The organism is Pseudoflavonifractor hominis (assembly GCF_014288125.1).
In the GTDB taxonomy this organism is placed as follows: Bacteria; Bacillota; Clostridia; order Oscillospirales; family Oscillospiraceae; genus Pseudoflavonifractor_A; species Pseudoflavonifractor_A gallinarum.
The window spans coordinates 517,709-537,844 of sequence record NZ_JACOPR010000001.1 but is presented as its reverse complement, the minus strand read 5'-3'; the positions used below and the strand labels follow the sequence as shown (position 1 = coordinate 537,844).

Here is a 20,136-nt window from a genome sequence, read left to right as displayed (position 1 = left end):
GGAGCAGATGAAGGGTTCCATGACCGCCGCGGCGGTACACAGACAATATGTGGATGGATTAAATGCGTTTTCCAGGCAGATCACCGATCCGGTCTTACGCGTGCGGCTGGGACAGGAGGCCGATGTGTTTTTCCGGGCCTGCGCCCTGGGGGTGTGGCAGAGGGATGGCGGAGCCCTATCTCCGCGGCATGTGGAGTACTACAATGCCATTTACCAGCCGGGAAAACCCGTCCCCTCCATCCTCTTCTGGGAACTGAGTACTGCCGTGAGCGAGTACCCCGGCTTCCGTCCCCTGGACTGCTTTGTGCGGATGCGCTCCTGTGACAAGGTGTCCGGCACTTCTCTGGCCAGAAGCTTTGTGGATCTGGTCACCCTGATGATCCTGCTCTTTGCGGCGGTGGACGACTGTGTCAGCCCGGAGGAGGCGTCCTTTGCCAAGGCCTGCGCCGATACCCTCTCCGCCCTGTGTGAGGGGGATGGCCTCAAAGCGGGGAAGGCGCCCCTGGACCCGATGGAATTTGTCACCCGCCATCCGGCGGAGGAAAAGCCGGCGTCTTCCCAGCCCGTCCCCCCACCGCCGCCGGAGGAGAAGAAGCCGGAGACGGAGGAGAACCTCCCCACCGTGGAAGAGCTGCTGGCGGAGCTGGACAGCCTGTGCGGCCTGGAGCAGGTCAAGGCCGATGTCAAGAGCCTGATCAACCTGGTCAAGGTGCGCAAGCTGCGGGAGGAACACGGCCTGCCGGTGCCTCCCATGTCCCTCCATCTGGTCTTCCTGGGCAATCCGGGCACCGGAAAGACCACGGTGGCCCGCCTGCTGGCCCAAATCTACCGGGCCATCGGGGTGCTCTCCAAGGGACAGCTGGTGGAGGTGGACCGGTCCGGCCTGGTGGCAGGATTTGTGGGGCAGACCGCCATCAAGACCCAGGAGGCGGTGCAGCGGGCCCTGGGCGGGGTGCTCTTTATCGACGAGGCCTATGCGCTGGCCGCCTCCGACCAGGCCAGTGATTTTGGGCGGGAGGCCATCGAGGTCCTGCTCAAAAACATGGAGGATCACCGAAAGGATCTGATCGTGATCGTGGCCGGGTATACCGAGGAGATGGGACGGTTCATTCACGCCAATCCCGGACTGGAGAGCCGCTTCAACAAGTATTTCTATTTTGACGATTACAGCGCCGACCAGCTGGTGGAGATTTTTCAGTCCATGTGCCGGAAAAATGGATACACGCTGGACGAGGACGCCCAGGCCTATGCAAAAGAGCTCTTTCAGGCCCTCTATGCCGAGCGGGATGAGAATTTCGGAAATGCCCGTGAGGTGCGCAATGTCTTTGAAAAAGCAGTGGCCCGGCAGGCCGACCGGGTGGCGCAGATGGAATCCCCCAGCCGGGAGGAGCTGATGGCCCTGTGCCGGGCCGATCTGGAAGAGGAGCGGGAGCGCGAGGGTGCGTAAGCTGGCCTCCTTTGCAGCACCCTGCTCAGGGGCCATCCTGCTCGCCGTTTTGCTGCTGCCGGAGCGATGGCTGCTGCCGCTGGGGATCGGGTGTCTGTGTCTGGGCCTGGGTCTGCTCCTGCGGGAGGGGAAGGGACGCATGCTGCTGGTCCGGCTGAGCTGTTTTGGACTGGCAGCCGGGTTCCTGTGGACGGCCCTCTATCAGGGCCGCACTCTGGCGCCTGCCCGGCAGATGAGCGGAAGCGCGCATACGTTCACGGCTGTGGTGACCGACTGGCCTGCCGCCACGCGGTATGGCGCATCGGTGGAGATTGCCCTCCCGACGGAGAACGGAACGGTGCTGGGGGCGGTGCTCTATGGAGATGAGTCGCTCCTGACCCTGCGGCCGGGGGACACGGTGCGGGGCAGTGCCGCGCTGGAACTGGCCCACACCGTGGGCGGAGAGGAGAGCGATACCTTCTATGCCAGGGGGATCTTTCTCACCGGCAGCCTCCGGGGTGCGCTGGAGGTGGACAGTCCGGAGCGGGTTCCCTTCCGGTACTGGCCCGCCTTCTGGGCGCGGCATCTGAAGGAACAGATCGCCCGCTCCTTTCCGGCCGATGTGGCAGGGCTGGTCTCCGGTCTGGTGACCGGGGACAAGAGCGGCCTGGATGATGCCACCTACACCGCTTTTCAGCGGACCGGGACGGCCCATGTGGTGGCGGTGTCCGGCCTGCATGTCTCCTTCCTGGCCGGGGTGGCCCTGCGCCTGCTGGGCCGGGGACGCCGCCGCACGGCGGTGCTGACCATTTTGCTCATGGCGGTCTTTGCGGGGATCGCGGGCTATACCCCCTCGGTGCTGCGGGCCGCGTTCCTCCAGACCATGCTGCTGATTGCACCCCTGGTGGAGCGGGAGGGAGATGGACCCACCTCCCTGTCGCTGGCCCTCCTCCTTCTGCTGCTCCAGAATCCCTATGCCGGAGCCGGGATCGGATTGCAGCTCTCCTTCGCCTCGGTGGCCGGGATACAGCTGTGCGCGCAGCGGCTCTATGAGTGCTGGACCTGGTGGCTGCCCCGCCGGGTCCGGGGACTGCGGCGCTGGGGAAAACAGGTCTTCCGGGTACTGGCGGCCTCACTGGCCACCACGTTGGGGGCCCTGCTCTTTACCACGCCGCTGCTGGTGATCTATTTTGGGGAACTCTCGCTGGTGGCGCCGCTGGCCAATCTGATGGGGCTGGGCGCGGTGGCGGTGTGCTTTGCGGGCGGCTTGGGTGTGGCGGTGCTGGGGACCTTTGCACCTGCCCTGGCCGGTTTTCTGGGAGAGGTGTTCGCGCTGCCCGGGCGGTATGTGCTGTGGGTGGTGCGTGGAATGAGCCGCTTCCCACTGGCCGCGGTGCCCCTGGACAGCGTCTATCTGCGGGGATGGCTCATCCTGCTCTATACCATGTTGATTTTGTGGGCGATTTTGCGGAGAGGGCCGGGGAGATACATCCGTCCGGTCATTCCACTGTGTACCGGAGTCCTCTCCCTGTGCGCTGCCCTGATGTGCGGCGCGGCCGAGCTGCGACTGGCCGGACTGACCCTCTCGGTTCTGGATGTAGGACAGGGGCAGAGTGTGGCCCTCTTCTCCCAGGGGCGCGCCGCGCTGGTGGACTGCGGCGGCAGCGGCTGGGACAACAGCGGCGATGTGGCTGCCGACTACTTCCAGAGCCGGGGCGTGACGCGGCTGGATGCACTCATCCTGACCCATTTTCACGCCGACCACACCAACGGAGTGGAGCAGCTGCTGGAGCGCATGGAAGTGGAATTGCTGATTGCACCCGATGTAGAGGAGGAGAGCCCGGAGCGGCAGGCGCTGCTCTCCGAGGCAGAAGCGCATGGGACCCAGGTTCTGCTGCTGGACGAGAACGCACAGCTCACCCTGGGACAGGCCGACATACAGATCTACCGTCCCATGGGAGACGGGGGAGGCAACGAGGAGGGGCTGTCTCTGCTGGCCTCCACGGACACCTTTGACGCCCTTCTGACCGGGGACATGAATACGGTCCTGGAGGAGCGGCTGGTGAAGTACGGCGCGCTGCCCGATGTGGATGTGCTGATCGCAGGACACCACGGCTCCAAATACGCCTCTTCGGAACGCCTGCTGGAGGCGGTCCGGCCGGAGTACGCCGTCCTCTCGGTGGGATATAACTCCTATGGACACCCCGCGCCCGAGACCCTTGCCCGGCTGGAGGCGGCGGGATGTGCCATTTACCGCACGGACTGGATGGGTACCATCACCTTCCGGGCACGGGAATAACAGAAAGGAGGGCGGCCCATGGCCCCCAAAGCAAAGGCGGACGACACCGCCTATAAACAGCTGAAAAAGGATATCGCCGCCGGGACCATCGGCTCCCTCTACGTGTTCCACGGGGAGGAGTCCTACCTGCGGGATTTCTATCTGGGGAAGATGCGCCAGAAGCTCCTGCCGGCGGGGATGGAGGAGTTCAACCTCCACACCCTGACGGGGAAGGAATTTGACGTAAAAAAGCTCCAGGAGATGGTGGACTGCCTGCCCATGATGAGCGAGCGCACCCTCATCGTGGTCAACGACTACGACATCTATAAGGGAGACAAGGAGGGCCTGATTCGGGTCCTCTCCGACCTGCCGGAGTATGTGTGCCTGGTCTTTGTCTATGACCTGATTGAGTACAAGGCCGACGCCCGCACCAAGCTGGCGGGGCTGCTCAAAAACCGGGGGAGCGTGGTCCCCTTCAACCGGCAGGGACAAAACGATCTGGTGGACTGGATCTCCCGCCGGTTCCGGGCGCTGGACCATGACATCGGTACCGAGGACGCCAAGTATCTGATGTTCCTCTGCGGGGATCTGATGAACGGCCTGATTTCGGAGATCGGCAAGATCGGGGCCTATGCCAAGGGTCACCGGGTCACCCGGGCCGACATCGACGCAGTGGCCACCCCCCAGCTGGACGCGGTGGTCTTTCAGATGACCGACGCCATCGCCGCGGGGAACTTTGACCGGGCGGCATCGGTGTTAGGGGACCTCTTCCACATGCAGGAGGCCCCCATCAAGCTGCTGGCTGTGCTGGGCAAGCAGATCCGGCAGCTCTACTCGGCCCGGCTGGCCCTGGAGCACCGGAAGGGGACCGCTTACCTCATGGAGCAGTGGGGCATGCGCAACTCCTATCCGGCGGAAAAGCTGATGAACGCGGCGCGGAAATTCTCCCTCTCCTGGTGCCGCCGGGCGGTCATCCGGTGCGGCGAGGTAGATCTGGCCATGAAGTCCACCGGCGCGGACGGAGAGGAGTTGCTCATCGGGCTCCTGATGGAGCTGGCTATGCCCGCCCGGGACCGGCGATAGGAGAACCCACAGAGAGGAGAACCAATTATGCTGCATATCCGGGAGGCCATCGTGGTGGAGGGCCGCTATGACAAACATACCCTGTCCCAGGTGGTGGACGCGCTCATCGTGGAGACCTCTGGCTTTGGCATCTTCAAGGACGGGGAACAGCTGGCCTTCCTGCGGAAGCTGGCAGAGGAGCGGGGGCTCATCATCCTGACCGACTCGGACGGCGCGGGATTTGTCATCCGGAATTTCCTCAAGGGGAGCATTCCGCCCCATCAGGTCAAGCACGCCTATATCCCGGACCGGTACGGCAAGGAGCGGCGCAAGCGCCAGCCAGGAAAAGAGGGCAAGCTGGGCGTGGAGGGGATGCGTCCCCAGGTCCTGGAGGAGGTCCTGCGCCGGGCGGGCGCGACCTTTCTGGACGGGACGGGAGAGGCTGCCCCGGCCGGGCGGCCGGTCACAAAGGCCGACCTGATGCGGGATGGGCTCACCGGGGGCGCCGGATCGGCCGAGCGGCGCCGTGCCCTCCAGCGGGCGTTAGACCTGCCTGAGCACCTCACCGCCAACGCGCTGGTGGAAGTGCTCAACCGACTGTACGGCTATGAGGCCTACCGCCGGGCGGTAGAGGCGCTGGACCGGGAGGGGCAGGAGAATCCTCCGAACGAGATATAAAAGACTGAGGGACGCGTACCAAACGCGTCCCTCAGTTGTTGTAAGAGGAGATTATTGGTCCGTTCCGTGCCACGGGAGGAGCAGGGAGGAGTTGAGGATCACCAGCACCGAGCCGGCGTTGTGGACCAGAGCGCCCACCACCGGGCTGAGATCCCCGTGGATGGCAAGGGCAATGGCAACAAAGTTCAGCGTCATGGAGAGAACCAGATTCCACCGGATCGTGCGCATCATGCGCCGGGAGAGGCGCAGCAGATGGGGGAGCTCATGGATGGCGTCATTGACCAGGGCGATGTCGGCGGCCTCCACGGCCAGGTCGCTGCCCACGCCGCCCATGGCAATGCCCACCAGGGCGGTTTTCAGGGCTGGGGCGTCGTTGATGCCGTCTCCCACCATACACACCGGCTGCCCGCTGGACTGATAGGCGCGGATCTGGCGGAGCTTGTCCTCCGGAAGACAGCCGGCGTGGACCTCCGTGATGCTGAGCTGGGCTGCGATTGCGTGGGCGGCCTCCGCGTGGTCGCCGGTGAGGAGCACAGGAGTACTGCCCGCCTGGCGGAGCCGGGAGATGGTATCCGCCGCATCCGGGCGGAGGGTATCGGACAGGGCCAGGAAACCAAGGACCGTCTGTCCGGAGGCCACATAGATGACGGTGCAGCCGGTCTGCTGCATCGCATGGGCTTCGGAGAGAAGGTGAGGCGGAAGGACACATCCGGCCCGTTCCAGAAGGAGCTGGTTACCGGCCAGGATTTCCTGACCGTCTACTGTGGCGCGGACTCCCTGACCCAGGACCATCTCAAAGGCGGCAGGAGGCGTGGGGAGGGGATTGCCGCGGGCCATCCACCCCTGTACGACGGCCTTGCCAAGGGGGTGTTCGGAGCGGCACTCCGCCCGGGCACAAAGGGCATAGAGGGCCTCTTCAGAGCAGGCATCGTCCAGCGGGCGGACCGCCGCCACAGAGAGGGTGCCGCGGGTCAGGGTGCCCGTCTTGTCAAAGGCGACCCGGGTGACGGTGGAGAGGCGTTCCAGCGCGTCGCCCTCCCGCACAAGAAAGCCGTGCCGGGTGGCGTTGCCAATGGCAGCCATAATGGCAGTGGGGGTGGCCAGCACCAGGGCGCAGGGGCAGAAGACCACCAGAATGGTGACGGCGCGGATGGCCTGACCGGTCAGTGCCCAGGTGAGGGCGGCTGCGGTCAGGGCGATCACCACGATCCAGGTGGCCCAGCGGTCGGCCAGCCCAACGATCTTGGCCTTTCCAGCGTCGGCAGACTGGACCAGGCGGACCATACGCTGGATGGAGCTGTCCTCGCCCACCCGGGTGGCAACCATGTCAAAGGAGCCGAATTGATTGACGGTGCCGCTGGAGACCGGATCGCCCGGTCCCTTGTCTACCGGGAGCGATTCTCCGGTCATGACCGCCTGATTGACCGCCGAGGCGCCGGAGAGAATGGTGCCGTCCAGGGGGATGGTTTCCCCGGGCAGGACCCGGAGGTGGTCGCCGATGCGCACCTCCTCCGCAGGGAGGATCTCCTCGGAACCGTCCAGGATTCGGCGGGCAGTGCGGGGGGTGAGATGGACCAGCTTCTCGATTCCGGCCCGGGCTTTGGCTACGGTGCGCTCCTCCAAAAGAGAGCCGATCTGCATGATAAAGGCCACTTCTCCTGCGGCAAAGATCTCGCCGATCAGGACGGAGGCGATCAGAGCCAGGGAGACCAGCAGGTCAGCCTTAATGTCAAAGCGGGTAAAGAGCCCCTCGGCGGCCTCTTTGAGGATGGGAATGCCGCACAGAAGGATGGAAAGCCAGGCGGGATCGATGGGGAGTGCGCCGGGAAACAGAAAGCTGACCAACAGAGCAGCGCCGGACAGGAGGAGAAAGAGAAGGGCACGCTTGCTCTCATCCAAGAGGATCGAAAGGGGAGAGGAACGCATATAAAATCGTCCTTTCTGAAAAGAAATGACCCGGGATGCCCTTATTATACCCATAGGGGTATGGGTAGTCAAGAAAAAAGAAGAGAGCCAGTCCGTTTGGACTGGCAGTCTCTCTTGAAAATGGGTATAATAGAAGGGAGCATCAGCTCATACGGGAGAAATGCTCGATGGCTTTGGCAAATTCCGCAATGGTCTTATCGGCATCTCCATGTTCGATGCCGTCACGCACACAGTGGTTCAGATGTCCCTCCAATACGACCTGCCCGACTTTGTGCAGAGCACTTTTGGCGGCATTGATCTGGACCAGGACATCCTCACAGGGAACATCCTCGTCCACCATTTTATCAATGGCCTGGAGCTGACCGATGATTTTTTTCAGCCTGCGGTGTAAATTGGCGGAGTCCATACATTGTTTCATGCGCTTACCTGCTTTCTGTCCGCGAAGATGATTCATTTTATCATAGAAAAAAGAAGGATGTAAAGAGATGGGCTGGCAAAGGACAGACGGGCATAAAAAATATTTTGGCAAAAAAGAAAAAAACACTTGACGAATGGGCAATTGCGTGGTATCTTAATAACTGTAAATGATAATCATTACTGATTATAAAGCACAACTGTTTTGGAGAAATAGAATTTTATTTAGGAGGAACATTTTATGAAGAAGTTTGTTTGCTCTGTCTGCGGTTACGTCCACGAGGGTGAGTCCGCTCCCGACATCTGCCCCATCTGCAAGGCCCCCAAGGAGAAGTTCGTTGAGCAGGCCGGCGAGAAGAGCTGGGCTTCCGAGCACGTGGTGGGCGTGGCTCAGGGCGCTCCCGAGGAGATCATGCAGGGCCTGCGTGAGAACTTCCAGGGCGAGTGCACCGAGGTCGGTATGTACCTGGCTATGGCCCGCGTGGCTCATCGCGAGGGTTACCCCGAGATCGGCCTGTACTGGGAGAAGGCCGCCTATGAGGAGGCCGAGCACGCCGCTAAGTTTGCTGAGCTGCTGGGCGAGGTCGTGACCGCTTCCACCAAGAAGAACCTGGAGATGCGTGTGGACGCCGAGAACGGCGCTACCCAGGGTAAGACCGACCTGGCTAAGCTGGCCAAGCAGCACAACCTGGACGCCATCCACGACACCGTGCACGAGATGGCTCGCGACGAGGCCCGCCACGGCAAGGCTTTCGAGGGCCTGCTGAAGCGTTACTTCGGCTAATCTATGAAGCAAGGGTTCCCCGGTCCAATGGACCGGGGAACTTTTTTGTCGTGGCGGGCCTCGTCACCGAGCGTTTTGGCGAAGCCAAAACCTCGATGCCGGGCGTATTCACTCCGCCCGAGCAAATGAAATCATTGGGGTCCCCATGGGACTTGTCCCATGGGGATTGCCCGCCACGGCAAGGCTTTCGAGGGCCTGCTGAAGCGTTGCTTCGGCTAATCCAAACCGGATAATCAAGCACTTTTCGAGAGGGAATCGGGAAACCGGTTCCCTCTCTTTTTGCGCTTGCGATGCCGAAGTGTGCAACTTGGTGTGCAACTTTTCCTCTCTTCACACTTTTTTGACATTCACAGGTGCAATTTACCAGACTTGTGTCAAGTTCTTATCTGAAATGTATGGCCTCTCACAGAGACAACGTAAAATCACAGCTTACTGTCCATAAATGGTAAAAAAAGTAAAAACAAAGCGAAAAATACCGTATTTTGAGACTGCGAAAATTTACAATACTATATCATGTGGAAAACATGGTGGACAATGTGGACAAGTGCAAAAAAACGGGAGACCGTACAGAGCGGTCTCCCGGGAGAGGGTATTTGCTTCAAATAGGAAAATATTAGGATACGATCTCGCCAGTGAGGATGGTTTTGCTGTCCACTTCCAGCGCGCCGTCCCGGACATCCACCGTGAGGGTGTCGCCGGGCAGGACCTGGTCGGCGATGATCTTGCGGCTGATGAGGGTCTCCACCGTATGCTGGAGATAGCGACGCAGGGGACGGGCGCCGTAGATGGGATCGTAGGCGGCGTCAATGATGAACTGCTTGGCCGCGTCGGTGAGGGTGCAGGAGAGCTGCTTCTCGTGCAGACGGTCGTTGAGCTCGTGGACCATCAGGTCGATGATGTGGGTGATGTTGTCCTTGGTGAGGGGCTTATAGAACACGATCTCGTCCAGACGGTTGAGGAACTCCGGCCGGAAGGAGCGCTTGAGCAGCTCGTTGACCTGCTCTTTGGCGGTCTCATTGATCTCGCCGTCGGAGCCGATGCCGTCCAGCAGGTACTGGGAGCCCAGGTTCGAGGTGAGGATGATGATGGTATTTTTGAAATCCACGGTGCGGCCCTGGCTGTCCGTAATGCGGCCGTCGTCCAGGACCTGGAGCAGGACGTTGAAGACGTCGGGATGGGCCTTCTCCACCTCATCGAAGAGGATGACGGAGTAGGGCTTACGCCGCACCGCCTCGGTGAGCTGACCGCCTTCCTCATAGCCGACATATCCCGGAGGGGCACCGATGAGGCGGGAGACCGAGAACTTCTCCATATACTCGCTCATGTCGATGCGCACCATGTTCTTCTCGCTGTCAAAGAGGGCCTCGGCCAGGGTCTTGGCCAGCTCGGTTTTACCTACGCCGGTGGGGCCCAGGAAGAGGAAGGAGCCAATGGGACGGTTGGGATCGGCGATGCCGGCCCGGCTTCTCAGGATGGACTCGGAGACCAGACGCACGGCCTCGTCCTGTCCCACCACCCGCTGGTGGAGGATGTCCTCCAGGTGGAGGAGCTTCTCCCGCTCGCCCTCCATGAGCTTGCTGACCGGGATACCGGTCCAGCGCTCGATGATGCGGGCGATCTCTTCCTCTGTGACCTTGTCCCGCAGAAGGGAGGCCTCCCGACCCTGCTGAGCCACGGCCTCCTCGGCCTCGAGGGCACGGCGGAGCTCGGGGATGCGGCCGTACTGGAGCTGAGCGGCCTTCTCCAGATCATACTCCCGCTGGGCCTTCTCCAGCTGGGCGTTGGCCTCCTCCAGCTCGGCCCGGAGCTGCTGGACCTTGCCGATGGCGTTCTTTTCGTTCTCCCACTGGGCCTTTTTCGCATTGAACTCGTCCCGCATCTCGGCCAGTTCCTTCTGGATCTCCTCCAGATGTTCCCGGGAGAGAGCGTCATCCTCCTTCTTGAGGGCGGCCTCCTCGATCTCGTGCTGGATGATCTTGCGCTGGATCACATCCAGCTCGGTGGGCATGGAGTCGATCTCGGTGCGGATCATGGCGCAGGCCTCGTCGATGAGGTCGATGGCCTTGTCGGGGAGGAAGCGGTCGGTGATATAGCGGTTGGAGAGGGTGGCGGCGGCGATGATGGCGCCGTCCTGGATCTTCACGCCGTGGAAGACCTCGTAGCGCTCCTTCAGGCCGCGGAGGATGGCGATGGTGTCCTCCACCGTGGGCTCGTTGACCAGTACGGGCTGGAAGCGGCGCTCCAGAGCGGCGTCCTTCTCGATATACTGGCGGTACTCGTTGAGGGTGGTTGCGCCGATGCAGTGGAGCTCACCCCGGGCCAGCAGGGGCTTGAGCAGGTTGCCCGCGTCCATGGCGCCCTCGGTCTTGCCGGCGCCCACGATGGTGTGGAGCTCATCGATGAAGAGGATGATGCGTCCCTCGCTCTTCTTGACCTCGTTGAGGACGGCCTTGAGCCGCTCCTCAAACTCGCCGCGGTACTTGGCGCCGGCGATGAGGGAGCCCATGTCCAGAGCGAAGATGGTCTTATCCTTCAGAGAGGTGGGCACATCGCCCTTTACGATCCGCTGGGCCAGCCCCTCGGCGATGGCAGTTTTGCCTACGCCGGGCTCGCCGATGAGGACGGGGTTGTTCTTGCTCTTGCGGGAGAGGATGCGGATCACATTGCGGATCTCGTCATCCCGGCCGATGACCGGGTCCAGCTTGTTCTGCCGGGCCCGCTCCACCAGGTCGGAGCCGTATTTCTTCAGGGCGTCGTAGGTCTCCTCCGGGTTGTCCGAGGTGACGCGCTGGTTGCCGCGGACGGCCGAGAGGGCCTGCAGGATCCCCTCCTTGGTCACGTTGTAAATGCGGAAAAGCTCCTTCAGAGCGGCGTTGGGGTGCTCCGCCAGCGCCAGGAGCAGATGCTCCACCGAGACATATTCATCTTTCATGGAGGCGGCGATGGACTCGGCGCTATTGAGAGCCTGGTCCACGTCCTGGGCCACATAGACCTTGCCCTGCTCCCGGCCGGAGCCGGTGACACGGGGCAGCTTTTCCACCTCGGCCTTGACCGCGGCGGTGAGAGAGGGGACAGTCAGGCCCATGTGGGTGAGCAGCTGGGGGATCAGACCGTTTTCGGCCAGCAGAAGGGCGAGCAGGATATGGGGCTGCTCGATCTGCTGATTGGCGTATTCGGTGCAGATGGCCTGGGCGTTCTGGATGGCCTCCAGGGATTTCTGGGTATATTTCTGAGCGTTCATAACGCAGTTCACATCCTTTCAAAAGAAACGGTGTTCCATTGGGGTCATTCCCGCCCCAATAGATAATCGGTGGTAACATGATAGTAGTCAGCCAGTACAGCCAGATGGCGCAGGGGCAATTCCCGCTTTCCGGTTTCGTATGTGCTATACACCCGTTGGTCAATCCCGAGCACTTCGGCTACCTGGCGTTGGGTCAAATCAAAATCTTCGCGCAATTCTCGCAGACGTGGTAGATACATGAAGCGTCACCTCATCTGCATTATATGCTACTATCATTTGATAGGGTTGATTCTACTATCAAACAATAGTAGAATAATAAATGAGGTGATAAATATGAAAACCACGCGCTACTACATGGTGGAGGCGGAGATATGTGGGACGTGCAAATATTACCACCAGCACTTCGTGCTGGGACGGGGCGAACGCTTTCACCCCCTCTGGTATGGGCACTGCGGCCGACGGGGAATGCCCCATCCCCAGCCGGGCGAGGTCTGCCCCCACTGGACCCCCGCGCTGAAAACGGAAGAGGAGCCGGCCAGTGTGGACTGACCGGCTCCCCGTCTGCGAGGTTTAGTCGATGGCGATGCGCTTAGCCTCGGGCACAACGGGGCGGGCCTTGGGGAGCCGGAGCTCCAGGATGCCGTCCTTATAGGCGGCGGTGATGCCGCTCTCGTCGATGCCGGTCACGTCAAAGCTGCGGGAGAAGGTGCCGTAGCGGCGCTCCCGCCGGATGTACTGGCCCTTCTGCGCCTTGTCCTCCTCACTCTCGCTGCGCTGGGCAGCGATGGTGAGGATGCCATCCTTCAGATCCAGTCGGATGTCCTCTTTGCGGAAGCCGGGCAGCTCGCATTCTAAAATAAAGTGCTCGCCGGCGTCCCGAATGTCGGTGCGGAAGGCGGGCATATTGGCGCCGCTCTCCCCGAAGAATTTGCGCTGGAAATTATCAAAGGTGTCGAAAAAGTTGTCATTTGTGCGCTCAAACGGAAGCATACCAAACATAATGAAGGTCTCCTTTCAGATTTACGGCGGAGAACAGAGATTAGCAATGAAAGAAAAGGACTGCTATTTCAGCGGTTTTCTCTCTGGTCTGAGCCGCTGTGAGGAGGTCCGGAGAACACCGGTTTGCCTTCTCACCTTGTTTTGTTGCCTCTAGTATAGAGCGAGTTTGTGAACAAATATACAATAAATTATGTCTAAATTGTAAACTTAGCACTCTGACATTAAGAGTGCTAATTCTGGGTTCGAAGGAATTCCCGGCGCTGGACGGCCGCACCGGCCAGGGCGGTCAGCAGCTCGGCGGCGGGGAAGGCCAGCCATACGCCGGTCAGACCGAAGAGCAGGCCGAAGCAGAGGGCCAGCACCACGATCCCCACAAAGCCCCGGAAAAAGGAGAGAAGGGAGGAGGGGAGGGGCCGCTCCGTGGCGCCCAGATAGGATGCGGTGATAAGGTTGAAGCCCACAAAGAGGAATCCGAGGAAGTACAGGTGCATCCCGCCCTCGGCCAGGGACTGGAGGGCCGGGTCCCCGGCGGAGTTGAAGAGGGCCACCAGGGGCGGGGAGGCAAAGAGACCCAGCGCGGTGATTCCCACGCCGAACACGGTGGCCAGGATCAGGGCCATGCGGTAGAGGGTGCGCTGCCGGGGCAGGTCCCCCCGGCCGCAGGCCTGGCTGACCAGGGGCTGGGTTCCGTTGGAGATACCGTTGAAGATACCCAGCATGACGAAGGCCAGATTGGCCACGATGCTGTACGCGGCCACCCCCAGGTTTCCGGCCAGGTGGAGGATCAGGAGATTAAAGACCACGAGCACCACACTGGTGGAACACTCGTTGAGGAAGGCCGCGCCACCCAGCGCGGAGAGGGAGAAAAGATGGCGGGGGCGCATGGGCTCACGGACCAGGCGGAAGCGGCTGCGCCCGGTGAGAATGTGGAGGGAGGAGAGGAGCAGACCCACCACTGGGGCCACGCCGGTGGCAAAGGCCGCACCGAAGATCCCCATATCCAGGGGATAGAGGAACACATAGTCCAGCACGATGTTGGTCAGGCTGCTGGTGAGCATGGCCGCCATGGCCAGCTTGGGGTTGCCGTCGTTGCGGACAAAGGCGGTCATGACCTGGTTGAGGATGAAGAAGGGCGCAAAGGAGAGCGCGGTGCGCAGATAGGTGGCGCACATGGGCAGGATATGCCCCTCGGCCCCCAGCAGCGCGGCCAGCGGGCGGGCAAAGAACAGTCCGCACAGGGCAAAGAACAGTCCAAGACCCGCGCCGGTCAGAAAGGCGATGGTAAAGGTGCGGTTGGCCTCCCGCTCCATGCCCTGGGCCTGAAAGATGGAGTAGCGCGCGCCGCCGCCGATCCCCAGCATCATGCCAAGACCGTTGAGAAGCCCGAAGACAGAGATGGCCAGATTGAGGGCGGTGAGTCCGTCGGCCCCCAGACGGCTGGCCACAAAAAAGGTATCGGCCAGAATATAACATGAGAGGCCCAGGGAACCCAGAATATTGAGGGTCACATAGGTGGTGAATTCTCGGTACAGAGCAGATTGTCTCATGGCGGCACATCCTTTGTTCAGAGAAATCGGACCGGGAGGGAGTATCCCGGACACAAAAAAAGCGCCTGCGGCATATCCCTTCAAAGACCTACGGGATATGTACAGGCACTCGGTCTCCAGACATCCGGTGATGCGCTGGAGCGAGGATTGACTTGACGCTGTCCAAGATACCAGATGGAATCCCAAACGTCAAGACTTTTTTGTGGTATTTGCGTTGGGTTTGACTCTTTACGCTCTCTGGAAAAAAGACTATACTATTCCCCATATGTACCACATTTAGAGAAAGGAGAAGGAGAGTATGAGACGGACCAACGACTTGGGACGTGACCCGGTAGGGAAGCTGGTGCTTCGCCTGGCCATTCCCACGATGCTGGCCCAGCTGGTCAACGTGCTTTACAGCATCGTGGACCGGATGTATATCGGAAATATCCCCGACATCGGGGGACTGGCACTGGCAGGGGTGGGTGTATGCGGACCCATCGTGACCCTGCTCAGTTCGTTTGCCAGTCTGGTAGGACTGGGAGGCAGCCCCATCATGGCCATGCGCATGGGAGAGGGCCGGAAAGAAGAGGCCCGGCGCATCCTGAACAACTGCTTTCTCATGCTGCTGGTTCTGTCCCTGGTGCTGACGGTGAGCTTCCTGCTGGCCAAGGACCATCTGCTCATGTGGTTTGGCGCCAGTGAGATCACCTTCCCCTATGCCAACACCTATATGACCATCTATACGGCGGGAACCTTTTTTGCCCTGATGGCCAACGGCATGAACAACTTTCTGATCTGCCAGGGATTTTCCGGGCTGGGCATGGCCACCGTGATGCTGGGCGCGGTGCTCAACATCATTCTGGACCCCATCTTTATCTTTGGACTGAAAATGGATGTGGCCGGTGCGGCACTGGCCACCGTGATCTCCCAGATGGCCTCCTGTGCCTTTGTGCTGGGAGCTCTGCTGCGTAAGCGCATGCCGGTGCGCCTGGGGTGGGGCGGCTTTGACGGGGCCATCATGCGCCGGGTACTGGTCTTTGGACTGTCCCCCTTCCTGATCATCGCCACCGACAGTGTGCTGCTCATCATCCTCAACACGGTGCTCCAGCGCTATGGCGGGCCGGGGCTGGGCGATACGCTGGTGACCTGCGCCACCATTGTGCAGAGCTATCTGCTCCTCATCACCATGCCCATGGGCGGGATGACCCTGGGGACCCAGCCGGTGGTCAGCTTCAACTTTGGGGCGGGTGCCCCTGAGCGGATCAAAAAGGCCATTCAGACCATCGTGATCCTGTGCCTGATCTTCTGCGGTGTGATGATGGTGGTCACCTATACGGTCTCTCCGCTCTTTGTGCGCCTCTTTACCTCAGACGGAGAGATCGCCGCCCGGTCGGTGCGCTACATCAAGATGTTCACCTGTATGATCATCCCTCTGGCGGTACAGTATCCGCTGGTGGACGAGACCACGGCCCTGGGCCGGGTGCGGCGGGCGCTGTTCTGCTCCCTGTTCCGCAAGAGCGTCTTTTTGGCGGGCCTCCTGCTGTTGCCCTATTTCTTTGGGGCGGAGGCCACCTTCTTCTCGGAGCCCATTGCCGATCTGGTGGCGGCCACTGTGACCACGATCCTCTTTGTGCGGGGCTTCCCCCAGGTGCTCCTGGAGTGCACCCATGGCGGAGAGCGGCGTGTCATATAAATCAAACAGCCCGGAGCGTCTTTCAAAGACGCTCCGGGCTGTTGCATGTTCAGGGCATCATCACGCCGGCGCGAAGAAGTGGGGGGCGGATCATCTCCCACAGGGGGACGGCTACCGCCACGGCCAGAATGGCGTTGATGGTAGAGGTCAGGCACTTGGTGGCCAGGAAGATCAGCATGGGCGAGCCGGGGGAGAGGCTGAACACAAAGGCGCCCATAAGCCAGCTCTTGCAGAAATAGAGGACCACATAGACCAGGGAGCCCACAATGGCGCCGGACAGGTTCCAGCGGAAGGAGAGGCTTTTGCGTCCATGCCAATGGGCGATCAGACCGGTGAAAAAGCCGATGAAAAATTTGTTGATAAAGGTGATCCAGGCCTCGGGGGCGTACATCGGGTTGGTCAGGTCGTAGAGGGCGGAACCGATGGCGCAGGAGAGGCCGCCCACGGGGCCCAGCAGCAGGCCGGAGAGGACGCACATGATGTTGCCCAGCTGGATGGCGGCGTTGTCCACCGAGATGGGGATCAGGATCCGGAAGCCGGAGAAGATGAGCACCAGGGCGGACATGAGGCCGATCAGCACGATTTTATGGGTGGTAAAGCGGGAGCGGGTAGAGATCTTCATAAGCAGACACTCCAATCAAGATAACAGACATGTCCCTCATTATAGCGCGCCGGGCTCCGGGATGCAAGCGGCCCAGAGTCGTGGAGAGGTTCTCCGGCGATGCTTGACGAGGGAAGGATGAAAAGAAAAAATGCTGAAACAGGCGGACTCCATTGACACAGGCCTGTCGATTTAGTAAGATAAAGCGACAGAATTTTTTATTCCAAAGAAATCAGGTGAGTCCACAATGAAGAAGCCCTTTGTCACCCAGGAGCAGCTCCAGAACATTGCCGCGCAGTATCCCACGCCCTTTCATCTCTATGATGAGCGGGGCATCCGGGAAAATGCCCGCCGGCTGAAGGCGGCTTTTTCCTGGAATCCCGGATTCCGGGAGTATTTTGCCGTCAAGGCCACGCCGACGCCCGCCATTCTCAAGCTCCTGCGGGAGGAGGGGTGCGGTGTGGATTGCTCCTCTCTGACCGAGCTGATGATGTCGGAGCGCTGCGGCTTTGGGGGAGAGGAGATCATGTTTTCCTCCAACGACACTCCGCCGGAGGAGTTTTCCATGGCTTACCGCCTGGGAGCCACTATCAATCTGGACGATATTACCCATATCGACTGCCTGAAGGAAACCTTGGGCACCCTGCCCGAGACGGTCAGCTGCCGGTTCAATCCGGGGGGCGTGTTCTCCATCGGGGCCTCCAAGGAGGGGTTCCAGGTCATGGATAACCCGGGCGACGCCAAGTATGGCTTTACCCGGGAGCAGCTCTTCGAGGGCTTCCGCCGGCTGAAGGAGCTGGGGGTGAAGTACTTCGGCCTCCACTCTTTCCTGGCCTCCAACACCCTGTCCAACGAGTACTATCCCACTCTGGCGGGCATCCTATTCCAGCTGGCCGCCGACCTGAAGCGGGAGACCGGATGCCACATCCGCTTCATCAACCTCTCGGGCGGCGTGGGCGTGCCCTACCGCCCGGAGCAGACCGCCAACGACATCTTTGCCATCGGCGAGGGGGTGCGCAGACAGTATGAGTCCATTCTGGTGCCGGCCGGGATGGGGGATGTGGCCATCTTCACCGAGCTGGGCCGGTTCATGCTGGCCCCCTACGGCTGCCTGGTGACCCGGGCCATCCACGAGAAGCACACCTACAAGGAGTACATCGGGGTGGACGCCTGCGCCGCTGATCTGATGCGCCCGGCCATGTACGGGGCCTATCACCACATCACCGTCATGGGGAAGGAGGACGCCCCCTGTGACCATATCTATGATGTGACCGGCTGCCTGTGCGAGAACAACGACAAGTTTGCTGTGGACCGCGCCCTGCCGCGGATCGACATGGGGGACCTGCTGGTCATCCACGACACCGGCGCCCACGGTCACGCGATGGGCTACAACTACAACGGCCGCCTGCGCTCGGCGGAGATCCTCCTGCGGGAGGACGGCTCTACGGAGCTGATCCGCCGGGCTGAGACGCCGGAGGACTATTTCGCCACCGTGGTGTGGTGAGCAAAAGCCGCCCTCCGTCCCTGCTGCACCGGCAGAGGACGGAGGGCGGCTTTTCCCATTCCGGAAAGAGAACTCAGGAACGGCGGGAGTCTTTGCGCTCCTGCCGCTTTCCAAAGTAGACGGCCAGGAAGATCACTGTGATGATGTTGACCGAGAAGAAGCCCAGCAGGCCCATGAGGAGAAGCTGGGCCCCTGCCTCACCGCCGGCGGAGGACTGGGCGATCAGTACCCCGGCCACGCCCAGAGAAAAGAGGAGGGAGAGGACGGGCAGGATGAGCCCCGGCCACCGGCTGGGGAGCGCGGACAGGACGCTTTGAAGGGCACACAGGGCGGCAAAGCAGGCCGCCAGCAGGACAAAACCCAGGACAAAGGGCAGCATGGAGACACTCCTTTTCACATAAAAACTGGATTGGAGATATTATAATGCCGGAAACAGGGAATTGTCTACCCTTGGAGCGGGAAAGAGGGGGCCCGGACTTGTAAGAATGGCCCGAAAATGGTATAATAATACGACTTTACAGCAACCGATTGAAGGAGAGAAGAGAGTTATGACTTACAAGGAAGAATTTATCACCTTCATGGTGCGCTCCGGCGTGCTGACCTTCGGCGACTTCACCACCAAGTCCGGCCGCAAGACCCCCTATTTCATCAACACCGGCAACTACAAGACCGGCGCTCAGGCTGCCAAGCTGGGCGACTACTACGCCGCCTGCATCCAGGAGAACCTGCCCGAGGGCGTGACCTGCCTCTTCGGGCCCGCCTACAAGGGTATCCCGCTGGCCGTAGCCGCCGCTTCCTCCCTGTACCGCAATTATGACCGGGATCTGCCCTACTGCTTCAACCGCAAGGAGGTCAAGGACCACGGCGAGGGCGGCTCCATGGTGGGCTACAAGCCCCAGGACGGGGACGACGTGGTCATCGTGGAGGACGTGGTCACCGCCGGTACCGCCGTGCGGGAATCCATCGAGCTCTTCAAGCACGTGGCCAAGGTGAACATGAAGGCCCTCATCGTCTCGGTGGACCGCATGGAGCGGGGCACCAAGGACTGCTCTACTCTGGATGAGCTGCGCCAGGACCATGGCATCGCGGTCTATCCCATCGTCACTGTGCGGGAGATCATTGCCTTCCTGCACAACCGGGAGATCGACGGCAAGGTCTACATTGACGACGCCATGAAGGCCCGCATGGAGGCCTATCTGGCGGAGTACGGCCCCCGGGCGTAATCCATGGGGATCCACGACGGACACCGGCAGCGGCTGAAACGCGAATTTCTGGCCCGGCCGGAGTCCTTCCCCGACCACAAGGCGCTGGAACTGCTCCTCTTCTATGCCAATCCCCGGAGCGACACCAATCCGCTGGCCCACGACCTGATCGAGCGTTTCGGTTCCCTCTCGGGGGTACTGGACGCCGCGCCGGAGGAGTTGGAGAAGGTCAAAGGAGTGGGAGAGCACGCCGCCGTGCTCCTCAAATGCGTCAAGGAGCTTTCCGGCCGCTATCTCACCTCCCGGGCCAGTCTGGACGGGATCGTGGAGGACACGCGGACGGCCTGCGCTCTGCTGCGGCCCTACTTCTTCGGGGCCAGGAATGAGCGCGTGTGCGTGCTGTGCATGGACGGCAAGCGCAAGGCGCTGGGCGTGCGGCCGGTGGGGGAGGGCAATGTGAACGCTGTGGAGGTCACCAGCCGCCGCATTGCAGAGGCCGCGCTGGCCCTCAATGCCACGGGGCTGATTCTGGCCCACAACCATGTCTCCGGCCTGGCCTTTCCCTCGATGGAGGACAAGCTCACCACCCGGCAGCTGGCGGAACTGCTGGCCCGGCTGGGGGTGGAGCTGGTGGACCACATCATCTTTACCGATGATGACGCAGTATCCCTGCGGGACAGCGGCTTTTTTGCCGTCATCTGACACTTGAATTAGAACGTGCGTTCTGATACAATGGACGTGCGGCGACCGCGGGGGGATGTGGATGCACGTCGCCCCGCGCCCTTTTTCCGGGGGAGAA

The 20,136-nt window shown here is 61.2% G+C and carries 18 protein-coding genes; 10 read left to right on the top strand and 8 right to left on the bottom strand.

The window, feature by feature from the left end:
- Nucleotides 1-7: 7 nt before the first annotated feature.
- From H8S34_RS02570 to H8S34_RS02555, 4 genes are read left to right on the top strand one after another with little or no spacing between them, the layout of a single operon-like run.
- Nucleotides 8-1,447 carry an AAA family ATPase gene (locus H8S34_RS02570; protein ID WP_186962943.1) on the top strand — a complete coding sequence of 480 codons (1,440 nt, stop codon included), beginning with the start codon at nt 8-10 and terminating at the stop codon, nt 1,445-1,447.
- A complete protein-coding gene (locus tag H8S34_RS02565) occupies nt 1,440-3,725 on the top strand; it encodes a DNA internalization-related competence protein ComEC/Rec2 (RefSeq protein ID WP_186962942.1) in 2,286 nt (761 codons plus the stop codon). Before H8S34_RS02570 ends, H8S34_RS02565 begins: the two co-directional genes overlap by 8 nt.
- A gap of 18 nt (nt 3,726-3,743) precedes the next feature.
- A complete protein-coding gene (gene holA / locus H8S34_RS02560; RefSeq protein ID WP_186962941.1) occupies nt 3,744-4,787 on the top strand; it encodes a DNA polymerase III subunit delta in 1,044 nt (347 codons plus the stop codon).
- A 27-nt stretch (nt 4,788-4,814) separates the two neighbouring features.
- Nucleotides 4,815-5,444 carry a ribonuclease M5 gene (locus H8S34_RS02555; RefSeq protein ID WP_101693916.1) on the top strand — a complete coding sequence of 210 codons (630 nt, stop codon included), beginning with the start codon at nt 4,815-4,817 and terminating at the stop codon, nt 5,442-5,444.
- Between the two features lie 51 nt (nt 5,445-5,495).
- Here the strand turns inward: H8S34_RS02555 and H8S34_RS02550 are convergent, their stop codons facing one another.
- Both H8S34_RS02550 and H8S34_RS02545 read right to left on the bottom strand, forming a co-directional pair.
- On the bottom strand, nt 5,496-7,370 hold the full coding sequence (locus H8S34_RS02550; protein ID WP_186962940.1) for a heavy metal translocating P-type ATPase: 1,875 nt from the start codon (nt 7,368-7,370) through the stop codon (nt 5,496-5,498).
- A gap of 142 nt (nt 7,371-7,512) precedes the next feature.
- Nucleotides 7,513-7,788 carry a metal-sensing transcriptional repressor gene (locus tag H8S34_RS02545; RefSeq protein ID WP_101693914.1) on the bottom strand — a complete coding sequence of 92 codons (276 nt, stop codon included), beginning with the start codon at nt 7,786-7,788 and terminating at the stop codon, nt 7,513-7,515.
- A 237-nt stretch (nt 7,789-8,025) separates the two neighbouring features.
- On the opposite strand from H8S34_RS02545, the gene H8S34_RS02540 reads away from it, so the two are divergent.
- Nucleotides 8,026-8,568 carry an NADH peroxidase gene (locus H8S34_RS02540; protein WP_101693913.1) on the top strand — a complete coding sequence of 181 codons (543 nt, stop codon included), beginning with the start codon at nt 8,026-8,028 and terminating at the stop codon, nt 8,566-8,568.
- Between the two features lie 613 nt (nt 8,569-9,181).
- Here the strand turns inward: H8S34_RS02540 and clpB are convergent.
- Complete coding sequence (clpB, locus tag H8S34_RS02535; RefSeq protein WP_101693896.1) at nt 9,182-11,809, bottom strand: ATP-dependent chaperone ClpB; 2,628 nt, start codon at nt 11,807-11,809, stop codon at nt 9,182-9,184.
- Between the two features lie 44 nt (nt 11,810-11,853).
- On the bottom strand, nt 11,854-12,048 hold the full coding sequence (locus H8S34_RS02530; protein WP_101693895.1) for a helix-turn-helix domain-containing protein: 195 nt from the start codon (nt 12,046-12,048) through the stop codon (nt 11,854-11,856).
- A 94-nt stretch (nt 12,049-12,142) separates the two neighbouring features.
- On the opposite strand from H8S34_RS02530, the gene H8S34_RS02525 reads away from it, so the two are divergent.
- Nucleotides 12,143-12,358, top strand: coding sequence for a hypothetical protein (locus H8S34_RS02525; RefSeq protein WP_186962939.1), 216 nt, complete (start codon nt 12,143-12,145; stop codon nt 12,356-12,358).
- A gap of 21 nt (nt 12,359-12,379) precedes the next feature.
- Here H8S34_RS02525 and H8S34_RS02520 read toward each other — a convergent pair whose 3' ends face one another.
- Both H8S34_RS02520 and H8S34_RS02515 read right to left on the bottom strand, forming a co-directional pair.
- Nucleotides 12,380-12,808, bottom strand: coding sequence for an Hsp20/alpha crystallin family protein (locus tag H8S34_RS02520; protein WP_101693893.1), 429 nt, complete (start codon nt 12,806-12,808; stop codon nt 12,380-12,382).
- Nucleotides 12,809-13,038: 230 nt separating this feature from the next.
- Nucleotides 13,039-14,355, bottom strand: a complete 1,317-nt coding sequence (locus H8S34_RS02515) for an MATE family efflux transporter (RefSeq protein WP_186962938.1) — start codon at nt 14,353-14,355, stop codon at nt 13,039-13,041.
- 298 nt (nt 14,356-14,653) lie between these two features.
- Between H8S34_RS02515 and H8S34_RS02510 the strand changes: the two genes are divergently transcribed.
- A complete protein-coding gene (locus H8S34_RS02510; protein ID WP_101693891.1) occupies nt 14,654-16,030 on the top strand; it encodes an MATE family efflux transporter in 1,377 nt (458 codons plus the stop codon).
- Between the two features lie 49 nt (nt 16,031-16,079).
- Here H8S34_RS02510 and H8S34_RS02505 read toward each other — a convergent pair whose 3' ends face one another.
- A complete protein-coding gene (locus H8S34_RS02505) occupies nt 16,080-16,652 on the bottom strand; it encodes an ECF transporter S component (RefSeq protein WP_101693890.1) in 573 nt (190 codons plus the stop codon).
- A 226-nt stretch (nt 16,653-16,878) separates the two neighbouring features.
- On the opposite strand from H8S34_RS02505, the gene H8S34_RS02500 reads away from it, so the two are divergent.
- The gene (locus H8S34_RS02500; RefSeq protein WP_186962937.1) at nt 16,879-18,135 is read left to right on the top strand and encodes a diaminopimelate decarboxylase; all 1,257 of its coding nucleotides are present in this window, start codon (nt 16,879-16,881) and stop codon (nt 18,133-18,135) included.
- 73 nt (nt 18,136-18,208) lie between these two features.
- On the opposite strand, the gene H8S34_RS02495 is transcribed toward H8S34_RS02500, so the two are convergent.
- Complete coding sequence (locus tag H8S34_RS02495) at nt 18,209-18,514, bottom strand: hypothetical protein (protein ID WP_186962936.1); 306 nt, start codon at nt 18,512-18,514, stop codon at nt 18,209-18,211.
- Between the two features lie 169 nt (nt 18,515-18,683).
- Here H8S34_RS02495 and pyrE point away from each other — a divergent pair, with 169 nt between their 5' ends.
- Complete coding sequence (gene pyrE, locus H8S34_RS02490; RefSeq protein WP_101693887.1) at nt 18,684-19,358, top strand: orotate phosphoribosyltransferase; 675 nt, start codon at nt 18,684-18,686, stop codon at nt 19,356-19,358.
- Nucleotides 19,359-19,361: 3 nt separating this feature from the next.
- Nucleotides 19,362-20,039: a JAB domain-containing protein gene (locus H8S34_RS02485; protein WP_186962935.1), complete on the top strand. Its 678-nt coding sequence runs from the start codon at nt 19,362-19,364 to the stop codon at nt 20,037-20,039.
- Nucleotides 20,040-20,136: the final 97 nt, after the last annotated feature.

Bases quoted from the DNA above. Each gene is read 5' to 3' on its own strand.
- pyrE (WP_101693887.1), top strand. From the start codon at position 18,684: ATGACTTACAAGGAAGAATTTATCACCTTCATGGTGCGCTCCGGCGTG.
- H8S34_RS02485 (WP_186962935.1), top strand. From the start codon at position 19,362: ATGGGGATCCACGACGGACACCGGCAGCGGCTGAAACGCGAATTTCTG.
- H8S34_RS02515 (WP_186962938.1), bottom strand. From the start codon at position 14,355: ATGAGACAATCTGCTCTGTACCGAGAATTCACCACCTATGTGACCCTC.
- clpB (WP_101693896.1), bottom strand. From the start codon at position 11,809: ATGAACGCTCAGAAATATACCCAGAAATCCCTGGAGGCCATCCAGAAC.
- H8S34_RS02495 (WP_186962936.1), bottom strand. From the start codon at position 18,514: ATGCTGCCCTTTGTCCTGGGTTTTGTCCTGCTGGCGGCCTGCTTTGCC.
- H8S34_RS02570 (WP_186962943.1), top strand. From the start codon at position 8: ATGAAGGGTTCCATGACCGCCGCGGCGGTACACAGACAATATGTGGAT.
- H8S34_RS02510 (WP_101693891.1), top strand. From the start codon at position 14,654: ATGAGACGGACCAACGACTTGGGACGTGACCCGGTAGGGAAGCTGGTG.
- H8S34_RS02540 (WP_101693913.1), top strand. From the start codon at position 8,026: ATGAAGAAGTTTGTTTGCTCTGTCTGCGGTTACGTCCACGAGGGTGAG.
- H8S34_RS02550 (WP_186962940.1), bottom strand. From the start codon at position 7,370: ATGCGTTCCTCTCCCCTTTCGATCCTCTTGGATGAGAGCAAGCGTGCC.
- H8S34_RS02500 (WP_186962937.1), top strand. From the start codon at position 16,879: ATGAAGAAGCCCTTTGTCACCCAGGAGCAGCTCCAGAACATTGCCGCG.
- H8S34_RS02520 (WP_101693893.1), bottom strand. From the start codon at position 12,808: ATGTTTGGTATGCTTCCGTTTGAGCGCACAAATGACAACTTTTTCGAC.
- H8S34_RS02530 (WP_101693895.1), bottom strand. From the start codon at position 12,048: ATGTATCTACCACGTCTGCGAGAATTGCGCGAAGATTTTGATTTGACC.
- H8S34_RS02555 (WP_101693916.1), top strand. From the start codon at position 4,815: ATGCTGCATATCCGGGAGGCCATCGTGGTGGAGGGCCGCTATGACAAA.
- H8S34_RS02545 (WP_101693914.1), bottom strand. From the start codon at position 7,788: ATGAAACAATGTATGGACTCCGCCAATTTACACCGCAGGCTGAAAAAA.
- H8S34_RS02525 (WP_186962939.1), top strand. From the start codon at position 12,143: ATGAAAACCACGCGCTACTACATGGTGGAGGCGGAGATATGTGGGACG.
- holA (WP_186962941.1), top strand. From the start codon at position 3,744: ATGGCCCCCAAAGCAAAGGCGGACGACACCGCCTATAAACAGCTGAAA.
- H8S34_RS02505 (WP_101693890.1), bottom strand. From the start codon at position 16,652: ATGAAGATCTCTACCCGCTCCCGCTTTACCACCCATAAAATCGTGCTG.